The 18,260-nt window shown below is 45.1% G+C and carries 7 protein-coding genes; 4 read left to right on the top strand and 3 right to left on the bottom strand.

Annotated features, from left to right (window positions below; translation table 11 throughout):
* Positions 1 to 210 precede the first annotated feature (210 nt).
* A complete protein-coding gene (locus LC073_RS01845; RefSeq protein WP_226642790.1) occupies positions 211 to 1,137 on the bottom strand; it encodes a LysR family transcriptional regulator in 927 nt (308 codons plus the stop codon).
* 122 nt (positions 1,138 to 1,259) lie between these two features.
* Here LC073_RS01845 and LC073_RS01840 point away from each other — a divergent pair, with 122 nt between their 5' ends.
* From LC073_RS01840 to LC073_RS01825, 4 genes are all read left to right on the top strand, one after another.
* On the top strand, positions 1,260 to 2,177 hold the full coding sequence (locus LC073_RS01840; protein WP_226642788.1) for an alpha/beta hydrolase: 918 nt from the start codon (positions 1,260 to 1,262) through the stop codon (positions 2,175 to 2,177).
* Between the two features lie 70 nt (positions 2,178 to 2,247).
* Positions 2,248 to 3,183, top strand: a complete 936-nt coding sequence (locus LC073_RS01835; RefSeq protein ID WP_226642786.1) for an alpha/beta hydrolase — start codon at positions 2,248 to 2,250, stop codon at positions 3,181 to 3,183.
* Positions 3,184 to 4,618: 1,435 nt separating this feature from the next.
* Positions 4,619 to 5,410 (top strand): hypothetical protein, encoded by a 792-nt coding sequence (locus LC073_RS01830; RefSeq protein ID WP_226642784.1) that lies wholly within the window; start codon positions 4,619 to 4,621, stop codon positions 5,408 to 5,410.
* Between the two features lie 25 nt (positions 5,411 to 5,435).
* A complete protein-coding gene (locus tag LC073_RS01825) occupies positions 5,436 to 6,632 on the top strand; it encodes a hypothetical protein (protein WP_226642775.1) in 1,197 nt (398 codons plus the stop codon).
* A 900-nt stretch (positions 6,633 to 7,532) separates the two neighbouring features.
* Here the strand turns inward: LC073_RS01825 and LC073_RS01820 are convergent.
* Together LC073_RS01820 and LC073_RS01815 are read right to left on the bottom strand one after the other, a co-directional pair.
* Complete coding sequence (locus tag LC073_RS01820; RefSeq protein WP_226642773.1) at positions 7,533 to 7,967, bottom strand: hypothetical protein; 435 nt, start codon at positions 7,965 to 7,967, stop codon at positions 7,533 to 7,535.
* A complete protein-coding gene (locus LC073_RS01815) occupies positions 7,960 to 18,225 on the bottom strand; it encodes an RHS repeat-associated core domain-containing protein (protein ID WP_226642772.1) in 10,266 nt (3,421 codons plus the stop codon). The genes LC073_RS01820 and LC073_RS01815 overlap by 8 nt, the downstream gene beginning before the upstream one ends.
* Positions 18,226 to 18,260: the final 35 nt, after the last annotated feature.

Below are 18,260 nucleotides of genomic sequence, written 5' to 3'. Positions count from 1 at the left end.
TCAGCCCTTTCTCTGATCAAAAAAACCAGCCGCAAACGGAGCCTCCGCGCCCAAGGATAACTCTCTTAAGCGCGCTAGGCTGAAGGGTTAGTTTGCTAAGTAGTGAGGCTATTTGTGAGGCTTTAAAATACAGACAATCTAAAAATAATTATGTGCGAGGACTTAGGCCAATTTTCGACTCCCGCCATACCATCCCAGGGACTTGGACCGCTAACCGCTCTCAAACTCATCGCGCTGATCAATCAGGAAATCAATTAACACCCGAATCTTAGCGGGCATCTGCGCTCTAGAGGGAACATACAGAAAGAAGCCAGGAAATGGCTTGCACCAGCTTTGCAACACCCGAACTAACGACTTGTCGGCAAGATGCTGTTGTACACATAAATCTAGATGCTTTACGAGGCCAACACCGTGAAGCGCGGCGCGCAGCATACTTTCATCATCATTAAACACCCCATTACCCTTCGGCTCGAAAACCAGAGTGCGCTTGTCAACATCGGGCGAAGTAAAGGACCAGCGGTCGATGACCCCACTAGAAGTAAAACGGTAGGCGAGGCAATTGTGTTTCAGCAAATCATCGGGCGTTTCCGGGGTGCCGTGTTTGGCGAAATATTCTGGAGAACCAACGACCGCCATAGACATCAGTGGTGTTACTGGTACAGCCACCATATGCTCATCGACACTTTCGCCCAAGCGAATACCGACATCCATGCCACTGGAAATGATATTGGAAAAGCCATCGTTCATGACCAATTCCAATTTTAATTTGGGATAGCGAGCCAGCAACACTTCCATCTTCGGCTCGAGTAAAAGCCTGGCTGCCACTCGGGAGGTATCGATACGTATCACCCCGGAAGGCTCTGCCTGAGCCTCCCCCGCTTCGCCAACTGCTCGATCAATCGACTCAATGGCCGGGGCAAGTACATTAAATAGCCGCTGCCCCTCTTCTGTTAACGACATACTGCGCGTGCTGCGATTCAGCAACCGCACATTCAGCTGTTGTTCCAGTGATTTCAAGTGCTGTGACAAGGCTGCGCGGGATACCTCACCCTCTGTCGCGGCCTTGGTGATGCTGCTGTGCTGCGCTATGCGAACGAACCACACTAGAGAAGGATACAGCGAGGGATCGAGAGCCATATTGTTAACCTGTACTTAACACTGATGCTGTCTTTAGCACGTTTTTCTAAAGAGGGCCCATCGTTAGTATTCCCTGTGTCTGAGCACAACCGCTCAACAACACTTAGACCGGAGCTGCCAGTATGAAAAGCATCAGTATCAAGAACCTCAACGGCCAGGGCGTCACTATCGCCGCCAACGTGTACTTCCCTGCCGACTTTGATGAAAGCCAGCGGTATGCCGCAATCGTGGTATCCCATCCCGGTGGAGGTGTTAAGGAGCAGACAGCGGGCCTCTATGCCAAGCGACTGGCAGAGAGTGGCATCGTCACTATTGCTTACGACGCGTCTTACCAGGGGGAAAGCACTGGTACGCCGCGTCAGCTGGAAAACCCCTACATCCGCACTGAGGATGTCAGTGCCGTGATCGACTACCTGACCACTCTAGCGTACATCGACAACAGCCGTATCGGCGCCATGGGAGTCTGTGCTGGCGGCGGCTATTCCGCCAATGCCGCGATTACTGATCGCCGTATCAAATCCCTGGCAACCGTCAGTGCTGTGAATATCGGGCAGATGTTCCGCAACGGCTGGGAGAACAACGTCAGGGATGCCGACGCGCTGCCCTATGTTGTAGCGGGCTCCGACGCACGCACGAGCGATGCCAGCAGCGATGAACTTGGCACCCTACCCTTAGCCCCAATGCGGGAGGAGGATGCTCCCAATGAAGAGTTGCGCCAAGCGTGGGAGTACTACCACACCGATCGTTGCCAGCATCCGAATGCGCCGGGTTTCATGACCGCTCGCAGCCTAAATCAGATCATTACTTACGACGCCTACAACCTGGCGGAAGCCTTCCTGACTCAACCGGTACTTGCGATTGCCGGCGACCAGGCGGGGAGCAAATGGATGAGTGATGATCTTATCGCCCGCGCAGCTAGCAGCGACAAGACCATGCATGTTGTGAAAGGCGCAAATCACATGTCTCTGTACGACGTGCCCGAGTATGTGGACGAAGCGGTATCGGTACTGACCCCGTTCTTCGCTCGCACACTTAAGTAAGTTAATTCGGAGTAATTTATGAAAGGGCATATTTTGCGTGTGCCCCGGATTCAAATTCGAGGTGATGAAAATGAGCAACATAAGCATCCAACACGTGAACTATCAGAACCTGGGTTGGCAGTCAGCTGCTGACCTCTATCTGCCGCCCGGTTTTGATGAAGCGAAGCAATACCCGGCTATCGTCAGCACGCATCCAATCGGAAGCTGCAAAGAACAAACCTCCGGCAATATCTATGCGAAGTCACTTGCGGAAGCCGGATTTGTCGCCCTCGCTTTTGATGCCAGCTTTCAAGGCGAAAGTGGTGGTTCCCCAAGGTTTATCGAGGACCCGTCGATTCGCACCTCCGATATCCGCTTTGCTATTGATTACCTGGTAACACTGCCCTATGTAGATCAGGACCGTATCGGGGCAATTGGAGTTTGCGGAGGTGGCGGATACACCATTCACGCAGCGATTACTGATCACCGCATCAAGGCGCTGGCCTCCATTACCGGCGTGAATTTTGGGCGCCTAATTCGAGAAGGGTTTAGTGAATTCGACCCTGTTTCTGCCCTAAAAGCCATGGGCAAGCAACGCACAGCCGAAGCGCAAGGTGCCGAGCGCCACGTCATTGACTACCTGCCAGATTCGGTGGAAGAAGGTCGAGCCAATAGCATCACCGATAGGGATGTGCTGGAAGCAACGGACTACTACAAGACTACGCGCGGCCAACAACCGAACGGTGCAACCAGTGGCCTGTTTTCATTTAACAGCGCCGCTATGGGCTGGGATGCATTCCTTAATGCAGAGAGCCTGCTGACTCAGCCGCTACTAGTAATCATCGGCGATAAGCCTGGGGCTTTCGGAGCCTATCGAGATGGCTGGGAAATCTACGGTCGCGCCACATCGAAAGACAAGGAGATCTTCGTGGCCGAAGGCTACTCCCATTACGACCTCTATGACCAACCTGAACCTGTATCGCTGACTATGGCTAAATTGATTCCTTTCTATAAGGAAAACCTGTAACCGTAAAATATGAGCGTTGTTTCTCCGCGCCTTGTTCAATATCCACTTCGAAGGCCGGTGAGTGAGCTAGTGAGCTCATTTTGGAAAACTGCAACATAGGAAGCGTTCTAGGTAACAGTCAAATATTCCGACACCGAATTTGAGCTTTTCCTTTTAAAAAAAGCAGTCTGAGTTGTGCACTACCTGAACTAAATACCAACGCCCCGCTGCTGGGCAGATACGTGCTCGATACAAGTAGTTCTTTCTAATGGCGGGGTTAACACAACACCTATGACCTCGAACAGGAATTTTTCAGGACTTACAGTAAAGTTTACGACTCCCGCAGCCCCACTAAAAAGCTGCCTCAGAAAGCCCACGAAAGCCCCTCAAATCTAAAATTTTGGAGGCTTTTGTTTATGTGGTGCTTCTAAGCCTATATCAGCAAACTTATCCAGCCTTTTACATAGTTAACTTAATCATCTTGCAGTTCTATCTATCATGTTTATTCGCGACAAACACCTTAGGTATCATTAAATCGATCAGTACTTACTAATCATACTAGAGACATTGCGACAAAATCCGTAATCGAGATTGCCCCTCCCCAAAACTACAATTTGACCCGAAGCCGCCTACCCCTGTATGCCGATTTTTCTGTGCCCAGACCTCAATACTCTTCCCCAGTTATGGTGGGCTTTTGGGGGCCTTGTGCCCGCCGTTCCTCATAGAGATAGTGTCAACCCCGTCAGCCCGCCGCCCTAATGAGATTGACACCTCATGGGCAGCGGCTCACCCAATATCAGGAGCCCAAACCATGGCAAATCAATCCCCAGCCGTATCTATCCCTCAAACCGACAACCTCATTGGTCGTTAAATCAATATCGCATACCTCAGCCTGGAATCGCTAAACAAGCTGCGCACCCTCTTCCAGAGCATCAGCCAGATATCCGAGGACAAAACCACCAGCCAGGAACTGGCAGTTATTGGGGCTCACCTTGCCGATGAATGGGCAAACCTAATCGACTGTGAGCGGGAAGACCTGGAGCGCGTGGAGAGAAAGCAGTATGTACGGGAGTACATAGACCCCAAAATATTAAGCAATTTTAGATGAAATCGGGAGCCGGTAGACTGAACAAGAATGTAGAAAAGTTGGTCCACCTCAACGAGGTAACTACATTTATATACAGCTAAGTATGACTTAATAAGAGTGGCAATTAGGGATTGTTAAAACGATCGTACAAAAAAATTCAATTTTCCGGCACTTCCATGTGACTGATATCTCAATTTAATGATAGATTTTTAATGTATCAAAAATATTCGTCGATTAGAATAATGCTTAGCAAGTACTCAAAGGATTTATTCCAAAATGCTAGAGCGTCTGTTTGCTTCCCGCCGACACCCCTATATACCACATCGCAATGAACGGGAGAAGATTTCCATTGATCTCTCAGGAAACCGCGTGGAATTTTTTCTCCCTCCTCACACTTGTCACGATAGCTTTGCAGAATTCAAATTGAACTATCCTGAAAAAATCAATATTTTTGACGGTAGTGATTATAATGATGATAGTGATTGCGAAGACATGGAGCGTGAAGGTGTTGCCAGGCAGTGCTTAATGGAACGAAGCTGGGAAATTTTTGGACCTATCTGGCGCAGCCGTCCCATTGGAACTATTGATTTTAAACTAATCTTAAATCGTCACGACACCCTACCCTACAGTATGAGCTGCTTAAATCCTAAGCACTTTGAACAGGTTGTTATGCGCTGTCTATATTACTGGGGCCCTGGCAACCCTAACGATCATGTACAAAAAGCTCCTGTTAATTGGAAACTCTATAAATTAGGTGAGGCTACAGCAATCTTTCTTGAGAGGCATCGCCTTAACCCTCCAGAAGTTCTAAAAAACAACCGCCATCATGAAACCTACTTTACCAGTAGTTTCTTTATTCCCCTGGATAGAGCCCACTATCTGACGCTCAATTTTAGGTATCTAGGCTATGCCCCAGTTAAACACTGCTTAGTTGCTATGAATAGTATTCGCGATGCAGTTTGTAATAGCGTTAGCTTACAGCTTGGTATAGACATAAAAAAACAACTTGCTGAAGTACAACGACACCGACCCAACGACAAAGCTAGTACTAAACGTGAACTTGAGCCCTGGGTTTATCCAGAGTGGCACAGAGGTGGTGAGTTTGATGAAGATATAATTATTACCAAGCCCGGTAGCCCACCGCCAGCTTGGTTGGATTAATTTTTACATTAAGCAAGGACAAGCTATGAAAAACAATACACTTCGTTGGATTGCCGTTGTCAACAGCGGTGAAAGTCCTAATATTAACCGCAATGTATTCGTATCTTCACAATTGTACGACACTTGGATGACAATTAAGAATGAGTATATTGGCAACTACTATAAAACCAATTTAATAAGAGCTATCTATAGTTTAGCAACGACCCCCGGAGGTAGAAGTCTAAGCACTAAAAACTTAGAGATAGACGGAGCAAAAATTAATTACCTGATTACTCCGCAAGGTGATGTTCGCATTCACTTCCTTGCTGTCACCAGCGACAATACCTTAGATAACACAGATCAAAGCTCGGGACTTTACCGGGTGAGAATAGATAGAATAACGCAAGAATGGACAACTGACTCTAGGCGATTACGATTGATGGATTACAATCACCGTTGGAATAATGCCCATTACGCTGCAGTTAGTGGTTCGTTTGAAGATAAGGAAGAGGCAGGCCGATTACTTATTAAACATATAGTGCCTGCCTACAAAGCCGCCCTAAACCCCAAGGATCTAAATATAGGGAATAAACACTACTCTCTATTTTGGCAAAACCGTGATCATTCGACCAAATCCAATAGTAGAAAACTTGCTGCACTTATCCAACAGGCACAGGCAAATAATGCCACCATCAACTGGCTAGTACACGGCGAAGGCGCTGGCACATTTGCTCAAGCTCTACAACACCTGATTGAGCAGCCAAGCGTTTCTAGATTGGTTGCTATGCAAAATACCCTGGAGAATCAAAGCGTTTTCTTTTCTAATCCCCGGGGAAAAAACACAAAAGAAGAAAAACTCAAAGAGCTATGTGAAACTGCGGGTATACGCTGGTTAGGATCAAAACATAATAGAATGGATTTAAAAAATCCCGATGCAAGACAAGCTGCAATAGATGGAGCTATGGTAGTTGGGTCTAAATTTACTGTTGGCGGTGGTATAACAGGTGGCCTCCTTGCAGCTACCGGATTCGATAAGGTGGAGAAAGCGATAGCCTCTGTACACAAAACTGTTGATCTTCTTTCACCAAACTTAGCAGCGAACATAGCAATTATTAGTGGATTTGGTCTTTTGGGCTATATAGTGGGGACGGACGCCAAAAAGCATACCAGCTCCTATATCCGAAATGTGTTCGGTGTTAAAGAAAACACCTGGGGCAATGGGCATAAACACTGGGCTGGATAAACTTTCTTGCCTTCGGATAATAAGTTCAATTGGAAAGGGAGAGCTTAGCTGGCAAATTCGGCATCTCTCCCAACCAAGCGATGGGCCTTAACATACTACTACCAACTAAGTGAAAATGAACGAAACCTGATTTACAACCTGAGAAGGCTGATCACTGCTAGAGGCAATTGCGGGGCTGCCAAAGGAACTCCCATCGGCAAAAAATAGGGAACTGTATATTATAATAGATAACAAGAGTCTCGCCTTGAGCAAGCTTACAAAACTAAGTATCGGCAAGCATAATGAACGCGTAAACTAAGCGATATTCTAAGTTAATAAATATATGTTTTTCCCCGGATAGAATTAGGCCAAATTATTAGTTATAGCTGAGTGTAAACGAGATAGAACATATAAAGATAAAAATCAAACGTCCATAAACAATCAGTATCTGTGAGCGCTTCTATAAAACCATTTTTTAAGAATTCTACTAACCTTCATTGCACCGCAAGATCTATAGATGATCCTCAAAAGAGGATGGATAAATGGCTCACATAGTACAACAATGATTACACTCATCAGGGCAAAAAAATATCAAAGGAAAATATTACAAACTAAACTTAACCTGACAGAGCACCTTATAAAAAAACGGTAACTATCGAATCAAGTCTGAACCACTACATTTAAATGTAAAATAGGTTCGTTTTCCTATTGCCCCCTCTTTATATTTCACTCATGTTAGGGAGTTATAAACCAGCCTCTGACTAAGCCATATGAAAAGAAAACTCTCTAAGATTCCAAACAGTCAACACTGCAATAACAGCTTGAATCTGAAATATTTTTGGAAAGGTACATTGAAAGCAAATGCTCTCAATGTATTTATCCATCATAGAAATAGGCCTACTGAAAGCCACTCCATACAAATTAATTACTTAGCAATTTCTCTAATCCAACAATTCGATAAATCTCTTCTTTCCCTCCTTGTTCGGCTCCATATATAAAAGTGATAAATATATATTTTAACATATCTTTGTTCACCTCAAATTCAGAAATATAATAACTTCCATCAGGCTGAGAAACATATCCTTTTATAGGAACTTTTAATTTTTCACCCGTGCTATTTTCAAACAATATATAGACGCCATTTAATTTTCCACTACCTTCTTTCTCAGTTGGCAATCTTGACTGAACCCAAATTCGATTAGTATGTAATGAGGCTGGAATAACTTCAAAAATACATCCTATATGGGCACACTCAGAAAGCGATAAGACTATTTCAGGTTCTCTCATAAAAGAATCTTCAGCCAAACCCTCGAAAGAAAACACAATACAAAAAAGGAATAACATCAGTTTATTCATGGGCAACACCATTCAGAATATCCCCTAAACTTTCTTTGTTACTAAAATGATTAAATTTTTGATAATTATTGCTGTTTACCTCAAAAATATTGAATACGGGCTTAATCTGATATGGAGATATACGAACGTCTTTTTGCCCATAAAGAATTAAGGATGGTGTAACACCTCCTCTTTCTTTTTGCCAGTGAGTAACCCTAGCCTTAATTGATAGGTATTCAGTATCTCCAGAACATGTTGTGACTTTACAAGAAAAAACTCCAATTTTGGTGTTCTCTCCATCAATGAGAGAACCTATATCCCCTTGATTATCAATATGTACAGAGTTTACTAAAGCCAATGCTTTACATTCGGCAGTCCAAGTACAGGCTTTAACTGCTTCCTGAGAGTTTGCAAGCTGTAATGCAATTTCTTCATCCGTTGAAGCCAACATAAATACAGTTTCATCTATAGCGGTTTCTGGATTAGAGTTATCAGTGACGGGGGTTTTATTTTGATTCTTAAAATCCATTACCAAAGCCATAGCCGCAGTCATAGCCCCATTTGCAAACTTTCCTCCCGTCGCTTTCGAAACGGTACCGGCAATAGTAATCCGTGCAACTGCCTTTCCTACATTTGCCCAACCCCCGCCTGCTTTCAGCTTTAATCCAGGTGCAACAGCTGCACCAATACCCGCACTAACAAAGCCATGCCCAAATTTGCCTCCTTGAAGCACACTTGTTATCCCTCCAACAACCCCTGAGGCGAGTACTTGTACCCCAGCACTCTCAATACCAGGGATAACCCCTTGTCCAATAGCTGCAAATGCAGCGGCAGATACTCCCTGAATAAATCCGGCTTTAAGGGCATCCTTAAAGCTGGCCCCCTGCATCATGGCATCCAAGAAGCCAGCGGCCCCCATGATTAATCCGACTGTATACCATTGAATACTTTGTGCCAGAGCAACGTATAGCATTGCCCCCAGAGTAAATACAAAATAGCCACTGGGGTCAGTTGCATTTAAGGGATTATTTCGAACGTAGCTATAGCGGTTAAACATTTGTGAATCAGTTGCCGCTTGTATAAATGGATCTGCCTGTAAAAACCGGCCAAGTTTCGGATCATAAATCCGTCCATTCATATGAATCAGTCCGACTTGATCCAACATTTCATGACCGGTATAGCCCCGGGTGGTAATACCGGTATTGAAGCCACTCAACTCCTGCTCTAATAACACACTCCAATCAAGACCGTTTCTTCGCTGACCCCAAGCATCAAAGCTGTACAGGTGTTGGTTACCAACAGAGGACCCGGAGATTTCACCCTGGGAATTGGTAATTACATCTAAAGACCCTAGGTGATCCTTATGAAGGTACTGTGTATCTCGACTGGTACTCCCTCCAGAGGATTCCACACTCATAGTAACCAGCGCGCCACCAGGTAAGTAGCGTTTGATTTCCCTGTCGCCATTGGGCTTTGTTATTTTTTCTACACTACCGATATACCGTGTTTCTGTCACACCACCACTATTGTCAGTATCTATACGTAGATAGCGACTGCGGTTGGGACCATATTTGAATTCAATACTGTGGCCATCTTTGGCAATATATTTAGGTTTATCGAACGTGGTGTAGCGAATGGTTCTGCCATCACCAGTTTGCATATTTCCATTGGCATCATAAGTATAATTGGTTTGAATTCCGTCTCGGCTGGTCTGGCATAGTGCGTGCGGACCAGCGGCCTGTGCACAACGGGAATCATCACCATAATAGTAGTTACCCACGTCAGACTTGTAGGTGATATTTCCGAGGATATCGTACTGTACTGTTTGCGCAGTGCGGCCGGTAACCTGAGCACTTTTTAATCGGTTGAGGTCATCGTAATCGAAGTCCTCAAACAAATCTTTGCTCCCTGACTGATCATGGCGGAAATCTAAGTTCCCCAGGCTATCCCAGGAGTAGGTTTGATTCTGGATCTCGAATACACCACCCGATAAAGCACCTTGATGCAGAAGCCGCCCTGTTGCTGGATCATAGGTGCGTAAGGTTTCCACTCCATTGCCATTTTGGTACCTAGTAATGTTGCCCCGCTCATCCATTTCCTGCACTGAGTAGAATTTCTGTGCAGATGCCAGGTTGATATTTTCACCATCGACAACTTCTTTCAGGTAACCGAAGTCGTTATAACGATTTTCGATAGCACTGGAGCGCCAGGTTCCATCACCACCAGCATCAAATTGCTGAAAGGGCCGGCCATAGGCATCGTAGGTGACTTTTTCATAATGATCATCCCCGGTATTAAGGATATCAAAAGTCGTCACCTGATCGCTGGGGCGGCCATATTGATCATACCCATAGATTTTTGCATAGCCGGAAATACTGTCTATCACATACTCAAGAGCACCTGGGGGAACATTACTCCAGCCAGAACTATTATTATAGGTCCAGGTTGTTTCCCCCTCTATGCAAGAAACATCATTGCAGGAATCATTGAGGTAATCTTTACGACTAGTTTGGCGGCCCAGGAGATCGTATGTATTAACTGTCAACTGGCCTTTAGCATCCTTTTGCCAAATCAGCTCGCCAAACCCGTTATAACCATATTGCCAGTAACCCTTATCTGGATCTCGCATCTCAGTCTTGCGGCCCAACAAGTCATACTTAATTTCAGCAATCAGATTATGGGGATCAGACGGAGACCCCAACTTGTGTACATAACGCAGGTTCCCCTGGGCATCATACTGATACTCCAATCGCCCACCCAGATTATCCACTACTGTGGTCAGTTCACCGATAGCATTTTTGGTTTCAGTTTTGCTTTGCCCCTCTGGATTAAGGGATACGGTAGTAAAGCCCTGGTAGTCAATATAAAGGTCGTAACTGGTTCCATTGTTACTGTTGATACCTGGAAGATCTGTACCGACTAACCGACCAATCAAATCGTAAGTCATCTTGGTCCAGTATTTTGTGCCACTTCCAGCTTTGTATGGCTCTGATTTGCGTTCCACTAAACCACGGGCATTATATTCCGTGTCACTATAAACCCATTGCCCATCAAAGCCGACGGTTCCACTACGCGTTTCCCGCGCTAACTTATCGAAGCAAATAATCGAGCTGGCTCCACCCCCCTTGGTAACATTCTGTTGGTACATACTACCGGTTGGACAATGTTGTGAGGCTGCCGATAGGAGGGTAATGGTATTCGCACCTGTGGGACTATAGTCGAGGTATTGTCGACCAAAAGGATCGTATTCCATAATATTCGTATGGTCACTACCAATCAGAGCCATTCCCTGTACTTCAGTCGGTAGACCCAATTGATTTCGGGCAAGTACTTTAGAAGCAATTTGGCCTAAGCTGTTTTCTTCACGATCAAGGTAACGACCACGATTATCGCGATAATAAAAGCGAGTGCTGCGTATAGGTTCATCGACAACATTCTGCTCAACAGAAATTTTATTTCCAAAATTGTCATAGTCATAGTGGGTGGCTATCTCAAAAACTTGATCACCAGGCTCTATGATTTCATCTTTAAGCAGACCTGTTCGATGGTCCGAAGACTCGTAGTAGTTAAAACTGCTAATACGTGTTTCAGCATCCAGCCCTATTCCGGCTATAGATCTTGAGTGCTCCACCGTGGTTTTGGTTAAGCGACCCAACTCAGCAAAGCCATTCAAAATACGGTTAGAATTTGGAAAGCTAAATGTCCCAGGACCATACTCATTAGTGGTAGCGGTGGCGAAGCGATCTCCATTAGCTGCCTCAGTGGTCACATTGATTTGTAATGGGTTGCCATAATCATCATAGCTATTATTCGTAGTAACGGTTTTAAGTAGTGCTCCCTGGCTATTACCCTCATTCTCTATCTCATAGGATTTTTCCACACTTGTCGCAAGGATAGGCTGTAATGGTCCTAATTCAGCTGTACCATTTTCGCGTGCAAAATCTCCCCAGCTATCTTGCCAATTTTTAAGCTGCCAGCTGTTATAGGACTCACTAATAAGAATACCGTTGCCACCATTCGGTACTTTAACTTCAGTACGTTTTGGATATCCGGTGAAGGGAAAATCCTGCTCGTAATAGGTGGTAGTTTCTACACCTGTTTGCTCATCCACGGTTCGCAATTGAGCAAAGCCAAGCAGACCACGCCCCCCAGCCTGCATTTTGGCCTGTGCATAGTAATAACTAATACTACTCTGAGCATTAATGTTATTACCTGTAGGAGCATCACTATCAACACGGGTGACCACAAACATGGGTCCCATTAATTCAAGAGTCGGTGAGAGCTTGCCCAGACGCTGATCACCCTGCCATTGATCGTTCAGAGCAGCATAGAAGCTTGCGGTATCTGCCACTGTAAACTGTCCACACCATTTCAAATCAACTTCTGTTTCATAAAAGCAGCGATCCTCAACAGTAGATCCCACGGCTAAACGAGCATAGTGGCCACTATTACTTAATGATCCATAATTAATATCAGTTTCTGCACCCAGGCCATTGGTTATCTTTTCAATAACATTGACCGGCACTCGGAAGTTGATCGCTGAATAAAGATAAGCAAAATCCTCTTCAATACGCAGATAATCGGTAACACCATCACCATTCATATCTACAAACATGTGTGCGGCATTGGCACTACCCGTGGTCTGTAAAAAATAATTCGGGGTACTAAATTGCTGATCAATACTACGCCAACGACGTACATACATCCTGGCTATATCTTTATCATGCCATACTAAGTCAAGTGCACCGTCATTATCGTAATCAAACCATTGTAGTTGCGCCTTTGCTGGCATTTTACCAAGCTGTACCTCTTCTGTAAGGCCCTGGCCAGTGCTCAAGCTATAACTATATTCTGAAACTTCATCATCAATATTACCTAATCTACCCTCCAGTAATACATCAGCTAAACCATCTCCATTGATGTCGGCTATATGAAGCTTTTGTAGTAAATCATTGTGGCGGTCTAGAGCGGTAGCATCACCTCCGCGGTTTTTAGATTTAAAATCACTATCTTCTTGCTGGTAATCCAGTACCTTGCCTTGATTAACTAGTGAGTATCCAGAATCATCATCTCCATCAAGGGTTACTTTATATGCACGGCTATACTGCTTTAACAGGACAGAGCCAAATCCACTACGCACTACCTTTGTATGCCATAGAATTAGATCCACGCGACCATCGTTATCAAAATCTCCAGCAGCATTGGGGTCTAAATAAAATTCAACACTTCCTGAAGTTTGGTCATCCCAGCTTTCTAGTCCCTTAAAAGTAAAAGATTGAAAAGAGCCAAAGTGATAATAGTTATTAGATGAAGGAGATTTATCTGGATCGTGTTTTAGTGGATAAAAACCATTGGACGATACTGCATCCGTAAGACCATCACTATCAATATCAAGAAAACGCAGATCTTCATCGGTTAAACCTTGTAGATCTATAGCTGCACCGCTCAGATTCCAATTGCCATTCGCATCCGGTGCAGCCAGCACAATACGCCACTGATCAACATTGCTCGCATAGTAAGCCAAGTCCGCACGGCCATCTAAGTTAAAGTCCAATATTTCCCAACGGAAGGGATTACGTACATCTGCATTATTTTGTAATATTATTTTTTCTTCCCCAAACCCATCTTCGCTAGCAAGCACATACTTGAAGATTTGATAATCAATTTTTCCATCTTCATCCCAGTCTGGTTCCAACCAAATAATATCCTTGCGCCCATCTCCATTGATATCGGCAGGTCTTGCTCCTACGGCTGTGCGATCTGATTGAGAGCTGAGTGTTACTAAATCCGTCGGGTTGCTTGCAATACTGCCAGGCACTGGCAATCGCCAATCAAACTTGGTGTAAGGCTGGCAAACACTGTAACTACAAAGTCGAACTTTTTCCAAGCGGCTGGCCAGGTCCCTGGGGTCATCCAGGTAATCAAGTTCGTAACTGTGTACTTCCTGTAAATTGCTATCTATACGGTTGTAGACATTAATGCGAGTCATTAACTGGGTATTTTCAAGTAAATATCCAGCCAGATATCCACTTATAGTGTCCGTGCGGTTTATGTACTCGAACTCTACCTTGGCACCAGCGCTACTGCCAGAGCCGGTATAGCCGTAAGAAATTTCGCGAATGCGGTGTCCACCTCCTAGTTCGTAGGCAAATTCTATATGGTTACCTGCACTATCTTCCCTACGGCTGATATTCCAGGAGAGGGTATTCGAACCAAGTTGCTGTTGCGATTTATTGCCATGCCCGTAATAACTAATAGATCCATCCTTACGCTCCACTGTGAAGTAGGCCGGATGTCCAAGAGAGCCACCACGCGCAACCACCCTAACAAAACTGTCTATTTCGGTTTGATAGACGCTTTCTGGAGCACCATAGCTACCCGATACCACCAGTAGTCTCTGGCCATCCAGACAGAAACGGTCCTGATTACTCCAAGTAATAGGTTTTGCCTGGCCATCTTGAGCCAATGTTTGGCGGCAGCGGCTAATGGCGGAGAGCCCCGTAAGAGTCCAGCCATGGCCAAGCAGCCCATTACCATTCTGGCTTGAGTAATTGAGTGATAATTCAGGAGAAACTCCCGCAGTACCTGGCGGCAAGCTCAGTGGAATTTGATACGTAGCTGCGCCAGACTCATTTACACGGAACTGCCCAGGAAGACTGCCAACTTCTCCGGAGTTAACGATGTCACTAGTAGGCACCGTGGGTTTGCCCGCAGGTTCAGGGGGAGTGTTAGTAACCCCGTAGTAGCAAAGATTAGCGCAGGGATCGATATTGGCATTGAAAGCCTGCTGATTGGTAATACCATCACCATCAGCATCTGTATCTCCGCTCTCAGTCGTGATATCACCGAAAAAGAGAATTTCCCAGTAATCCGGTAAACCATCTTGATCACAGTCTGTAGTCTCAGGCGTTCCTTCTGGATCATCACATGCGAAAACTGCCCAGGAATAATCCTGGGTATAAAAGTAATCAAAGGAATTTCGCAATACCGAGTAAGTAGCCTGTACATAAGCTTCGGACTGAGCAAATGCTGTAGCCACCTGAGCTGCGGTCATACCCCCATTCATAGCATCGAGTAAACTGCCGCGAGTATAAGTAGTTCCGTTATATACGAATGCAGGCTGATCCATGCCCGGAAATGCACGGCCATACAGTGCATCCACAAAGGCTTCATTGGATATAAGTGGAGGAAAGTTGGATTTTCCAGTATCGGATTCCAGGAAGGCACTGGCCACTTCCTGTGGACTGGCTCCATTCAATAAGGCGTAAGTCCAAAAAGTGAGTACATCCCGAGACAATGACAGTGGTGGTTGTAACAGTAACCGGTACAGTCTCGCGGTAATCAAATATTCTGGTTCGTTGATATCTGCCGGCTGCCAGTTGAGATCTTCAATAGTATCCTTGAGTAAGGAATTATCCATACTTTCCCAACTCAGCTGATCGACCCCCAGTATGCCGCGTCCCAGAGCATAAACTTGATCACTACCAACAGTAGTGTAATAAAGGATACCGTTGCCCGCCAACACAGGCGTTTCTGCGATACCTGCACCGGCATTATAGGTCCAGCGAATAGCACCGTTTTCGGCTTGCACGGAGTAAATGAAGCCATCCATGCTACCGAGATAAATATTCCGATCCTCATCTTGTACCACAGAGGCATATATGTCTCCACCAGTTGCTAAGCGCCACTTTTGCAGACCAGAGGAACTCAATGCATAGAGGCTGTCATCAAGTGAACCCACATAAATGTGGCCACTAATAGCATCTACGGCTGGAGTTGCTTTAACCAAGTCTTCGGTAGCAAAAGGCCAGCCGGGTACCGTCGAGCCATCTTCTGGATTGATGGCAAATACTTTGTTACCCGAACCAACATAAATAATGCCATTGGGACCCACAGTTGGCCCCGACTCGATTCTGCTTAATCGCTCTACTTTATCATTAGCAAAAACATCAACGCCCGCGCGCGCGCTATTTGCATTCTCGGCGGACACACGGATGCCCTGGTCTGAAAGAGCCATCTCCAACGAGTCGCTGAGAACAATAGTGGCGTATGTTGCTGGATCCTGATCAGTGGGGGGGTGCCAAGTAATTTGCGAACTGCCGGCTGGATAGACTTGTTGATTTCCGTTTTTACGATCAGTCAGAGTAATTATCGTATCGGGGTCAATACCACTACCTTGTAATTTTATAGTGTTACCATTAGGTATACCTTTATACAGTACCGGCGATAACACATCTACACTGACATATTCTCCGTTACTACAGCTGTGCTCGGCATTACAAGCTTGTACCTGATAACTATAAGTACCCGGATCAAGGTTTTGTAACGAAAATTCAGGTTCAAATCCAGAGTCTTCAGAATGCGTGATTCGCCCTAGCTCAGTCCATGGACTAGAAGATTCAATGCCTCCAGCCTTACCAAATACCCGGTAATCCTGTGGTTTGTAGCCTGTGACTACCGGATCCCATTTCAGCGTATGACTGCCAGTGAAATCAAAGCCGGCCAGCTTTGGAGTAATTGAAAAATTCTCTGGAGTTAAAGGTGAATACTGTACCCACTGGATTGTAAATACTGGACTCCAGTTATTATCATCACCACTGCATCCAACTTCATGTCTACAGGCACCTACTCTATATTGATAGGAACCATGAGATAATGGAGGAATCAAAACTGAGAGAGATTCAGGGGGGTTGTGCCAGGTTGAGTCAGTAAACCTACCATTCACGCCTTCTTGTAATACGTAATAATCGGCATCCGCGACCGGGCTCCAAGTGATGCTAAAGCTGGCACCAGTGATGGCATCTCCATTATTGACAGGGAAGGAGTCTCCTTCCAGAGTCATACCTGTGACAGATAAGCTTATAGGTGGCTCGGGGGGATTTAAGTGAGTAACGGATTTCGGTTGGAGATAACTTTCAGCCTCACCACCTTCATTATCCTTGGCACGGACACCAAAAATAATTGAATCTCCCGACGGTATCGGAACATTCCAAGGCTGTGGGCGCTCCCAAACCTGTAACTGGCCTTGATCGCCAACATAAACGCCATTACCAACTTCTGCGCCATCAATCAGAAAGGTTACTTCAGTAACATCCTCGTTACCGTCTGGATCTTGCACCAAAGCACGTAGAGTTAATGGGTTACCCTCAATGATTTCAGAGGGAAGTGCCACTTCATCGATCAGTACAATCGGATCAGAATTTTCAGCAACAGTTAGGCTGTGACCAGTAATCTCCGAGACATAACCATAAATGTCCCTAACCTTTAATTTCAGCGTTCCTGACCCTACTGCATTAAATGACGGGTTTAAATAAAAACAAGAGGAATCTCCAGAACAATCCCCTGCACCAGCATCGGCCTGACCGAGATCGGTAGTGCCATAGTAAAAATTTGCCGAACTAATACCGTTAGGATCTGTAGCTGTAGCCCGCAGCGTTCTAATCGTACCAGGCCTAATTGTTATAGCTTCTGTTGGATCTAGGAACTGCCCAGCAGCTGCAACATTTAGAGGTACATGAATGGTCTTTATATTACTCCAGCTAGTGCCGCACTCCAATTTATTACAGGCTATAACTCTATATTCGTAAGTAAATCCTTGAGCTCGTGTATCTCCATTAGTAGTAAATTGCCGTAACTCACCCGACACCTCTCCTTGCACCTGCAACCAATCTCTAGTAATCGATCCATCTTCATCTTTAATACGCTCTTCAACCCTATAGTAGGAAACATCACCAGAAGGAAGTCCCCACTGGACTAAATAAACACCATCAAGGTCAAAATTAGCCGATGGCTTATTGACTACGGGCGTGCCCGGTCTTACTAGAATATCAACAATAACAGAGGCTATTGTTGTTGTTGTTGTGCTCCCCTGAACTTGCCAAGGCGGTGGATTATTTCCGAATGGTACAGCATAAACACGCCTTGAAATCTCGGCCCGATAACTATATGAACCATCATTTCTTTGAATATCAAAAGTTGCAACCGTACTACCATAGCTAGATTTGGTTCTAATAGCACTATCAATTGGTTGTTCTCCACTTCCATTTTTGCTCTCAAAGAGCTCTATTGTGTTCTCCCATCTGCAATTAAAGGCTTGAAGGCAAGGAGCTTGTGAAGGCATTGTTGGCGATGTAATTGTAACTGAATAACTTCCATCATTATTTTCTGCACCATCGTCAATCACTATAGAATCGGCGGCTAAACTATATACCGAAAACAAAATCAGAAAACTGGTAACAAAAAACTTTATGCAGACCACTAAAGAAATTTTCTTTTTCATAACCATTACTCAAGACGGTTAATTATTTATTAAGT

It is taken from the genome of Microbulbifer variabilis, from assembly GCF_020524905.1.
Lineage (GTDB): Bacteria > Pseudomonadota > Gammaproteobacteria > Pseudomonadales > Cellvibrionaceae > Microbulbifer > Microbulbifer variabilis_A.
The sequence above is the reverse complement of the archived record's forward strand: the minus strand, read 5'-3'. Positions and strand labels throughout refer to the sequence as shown.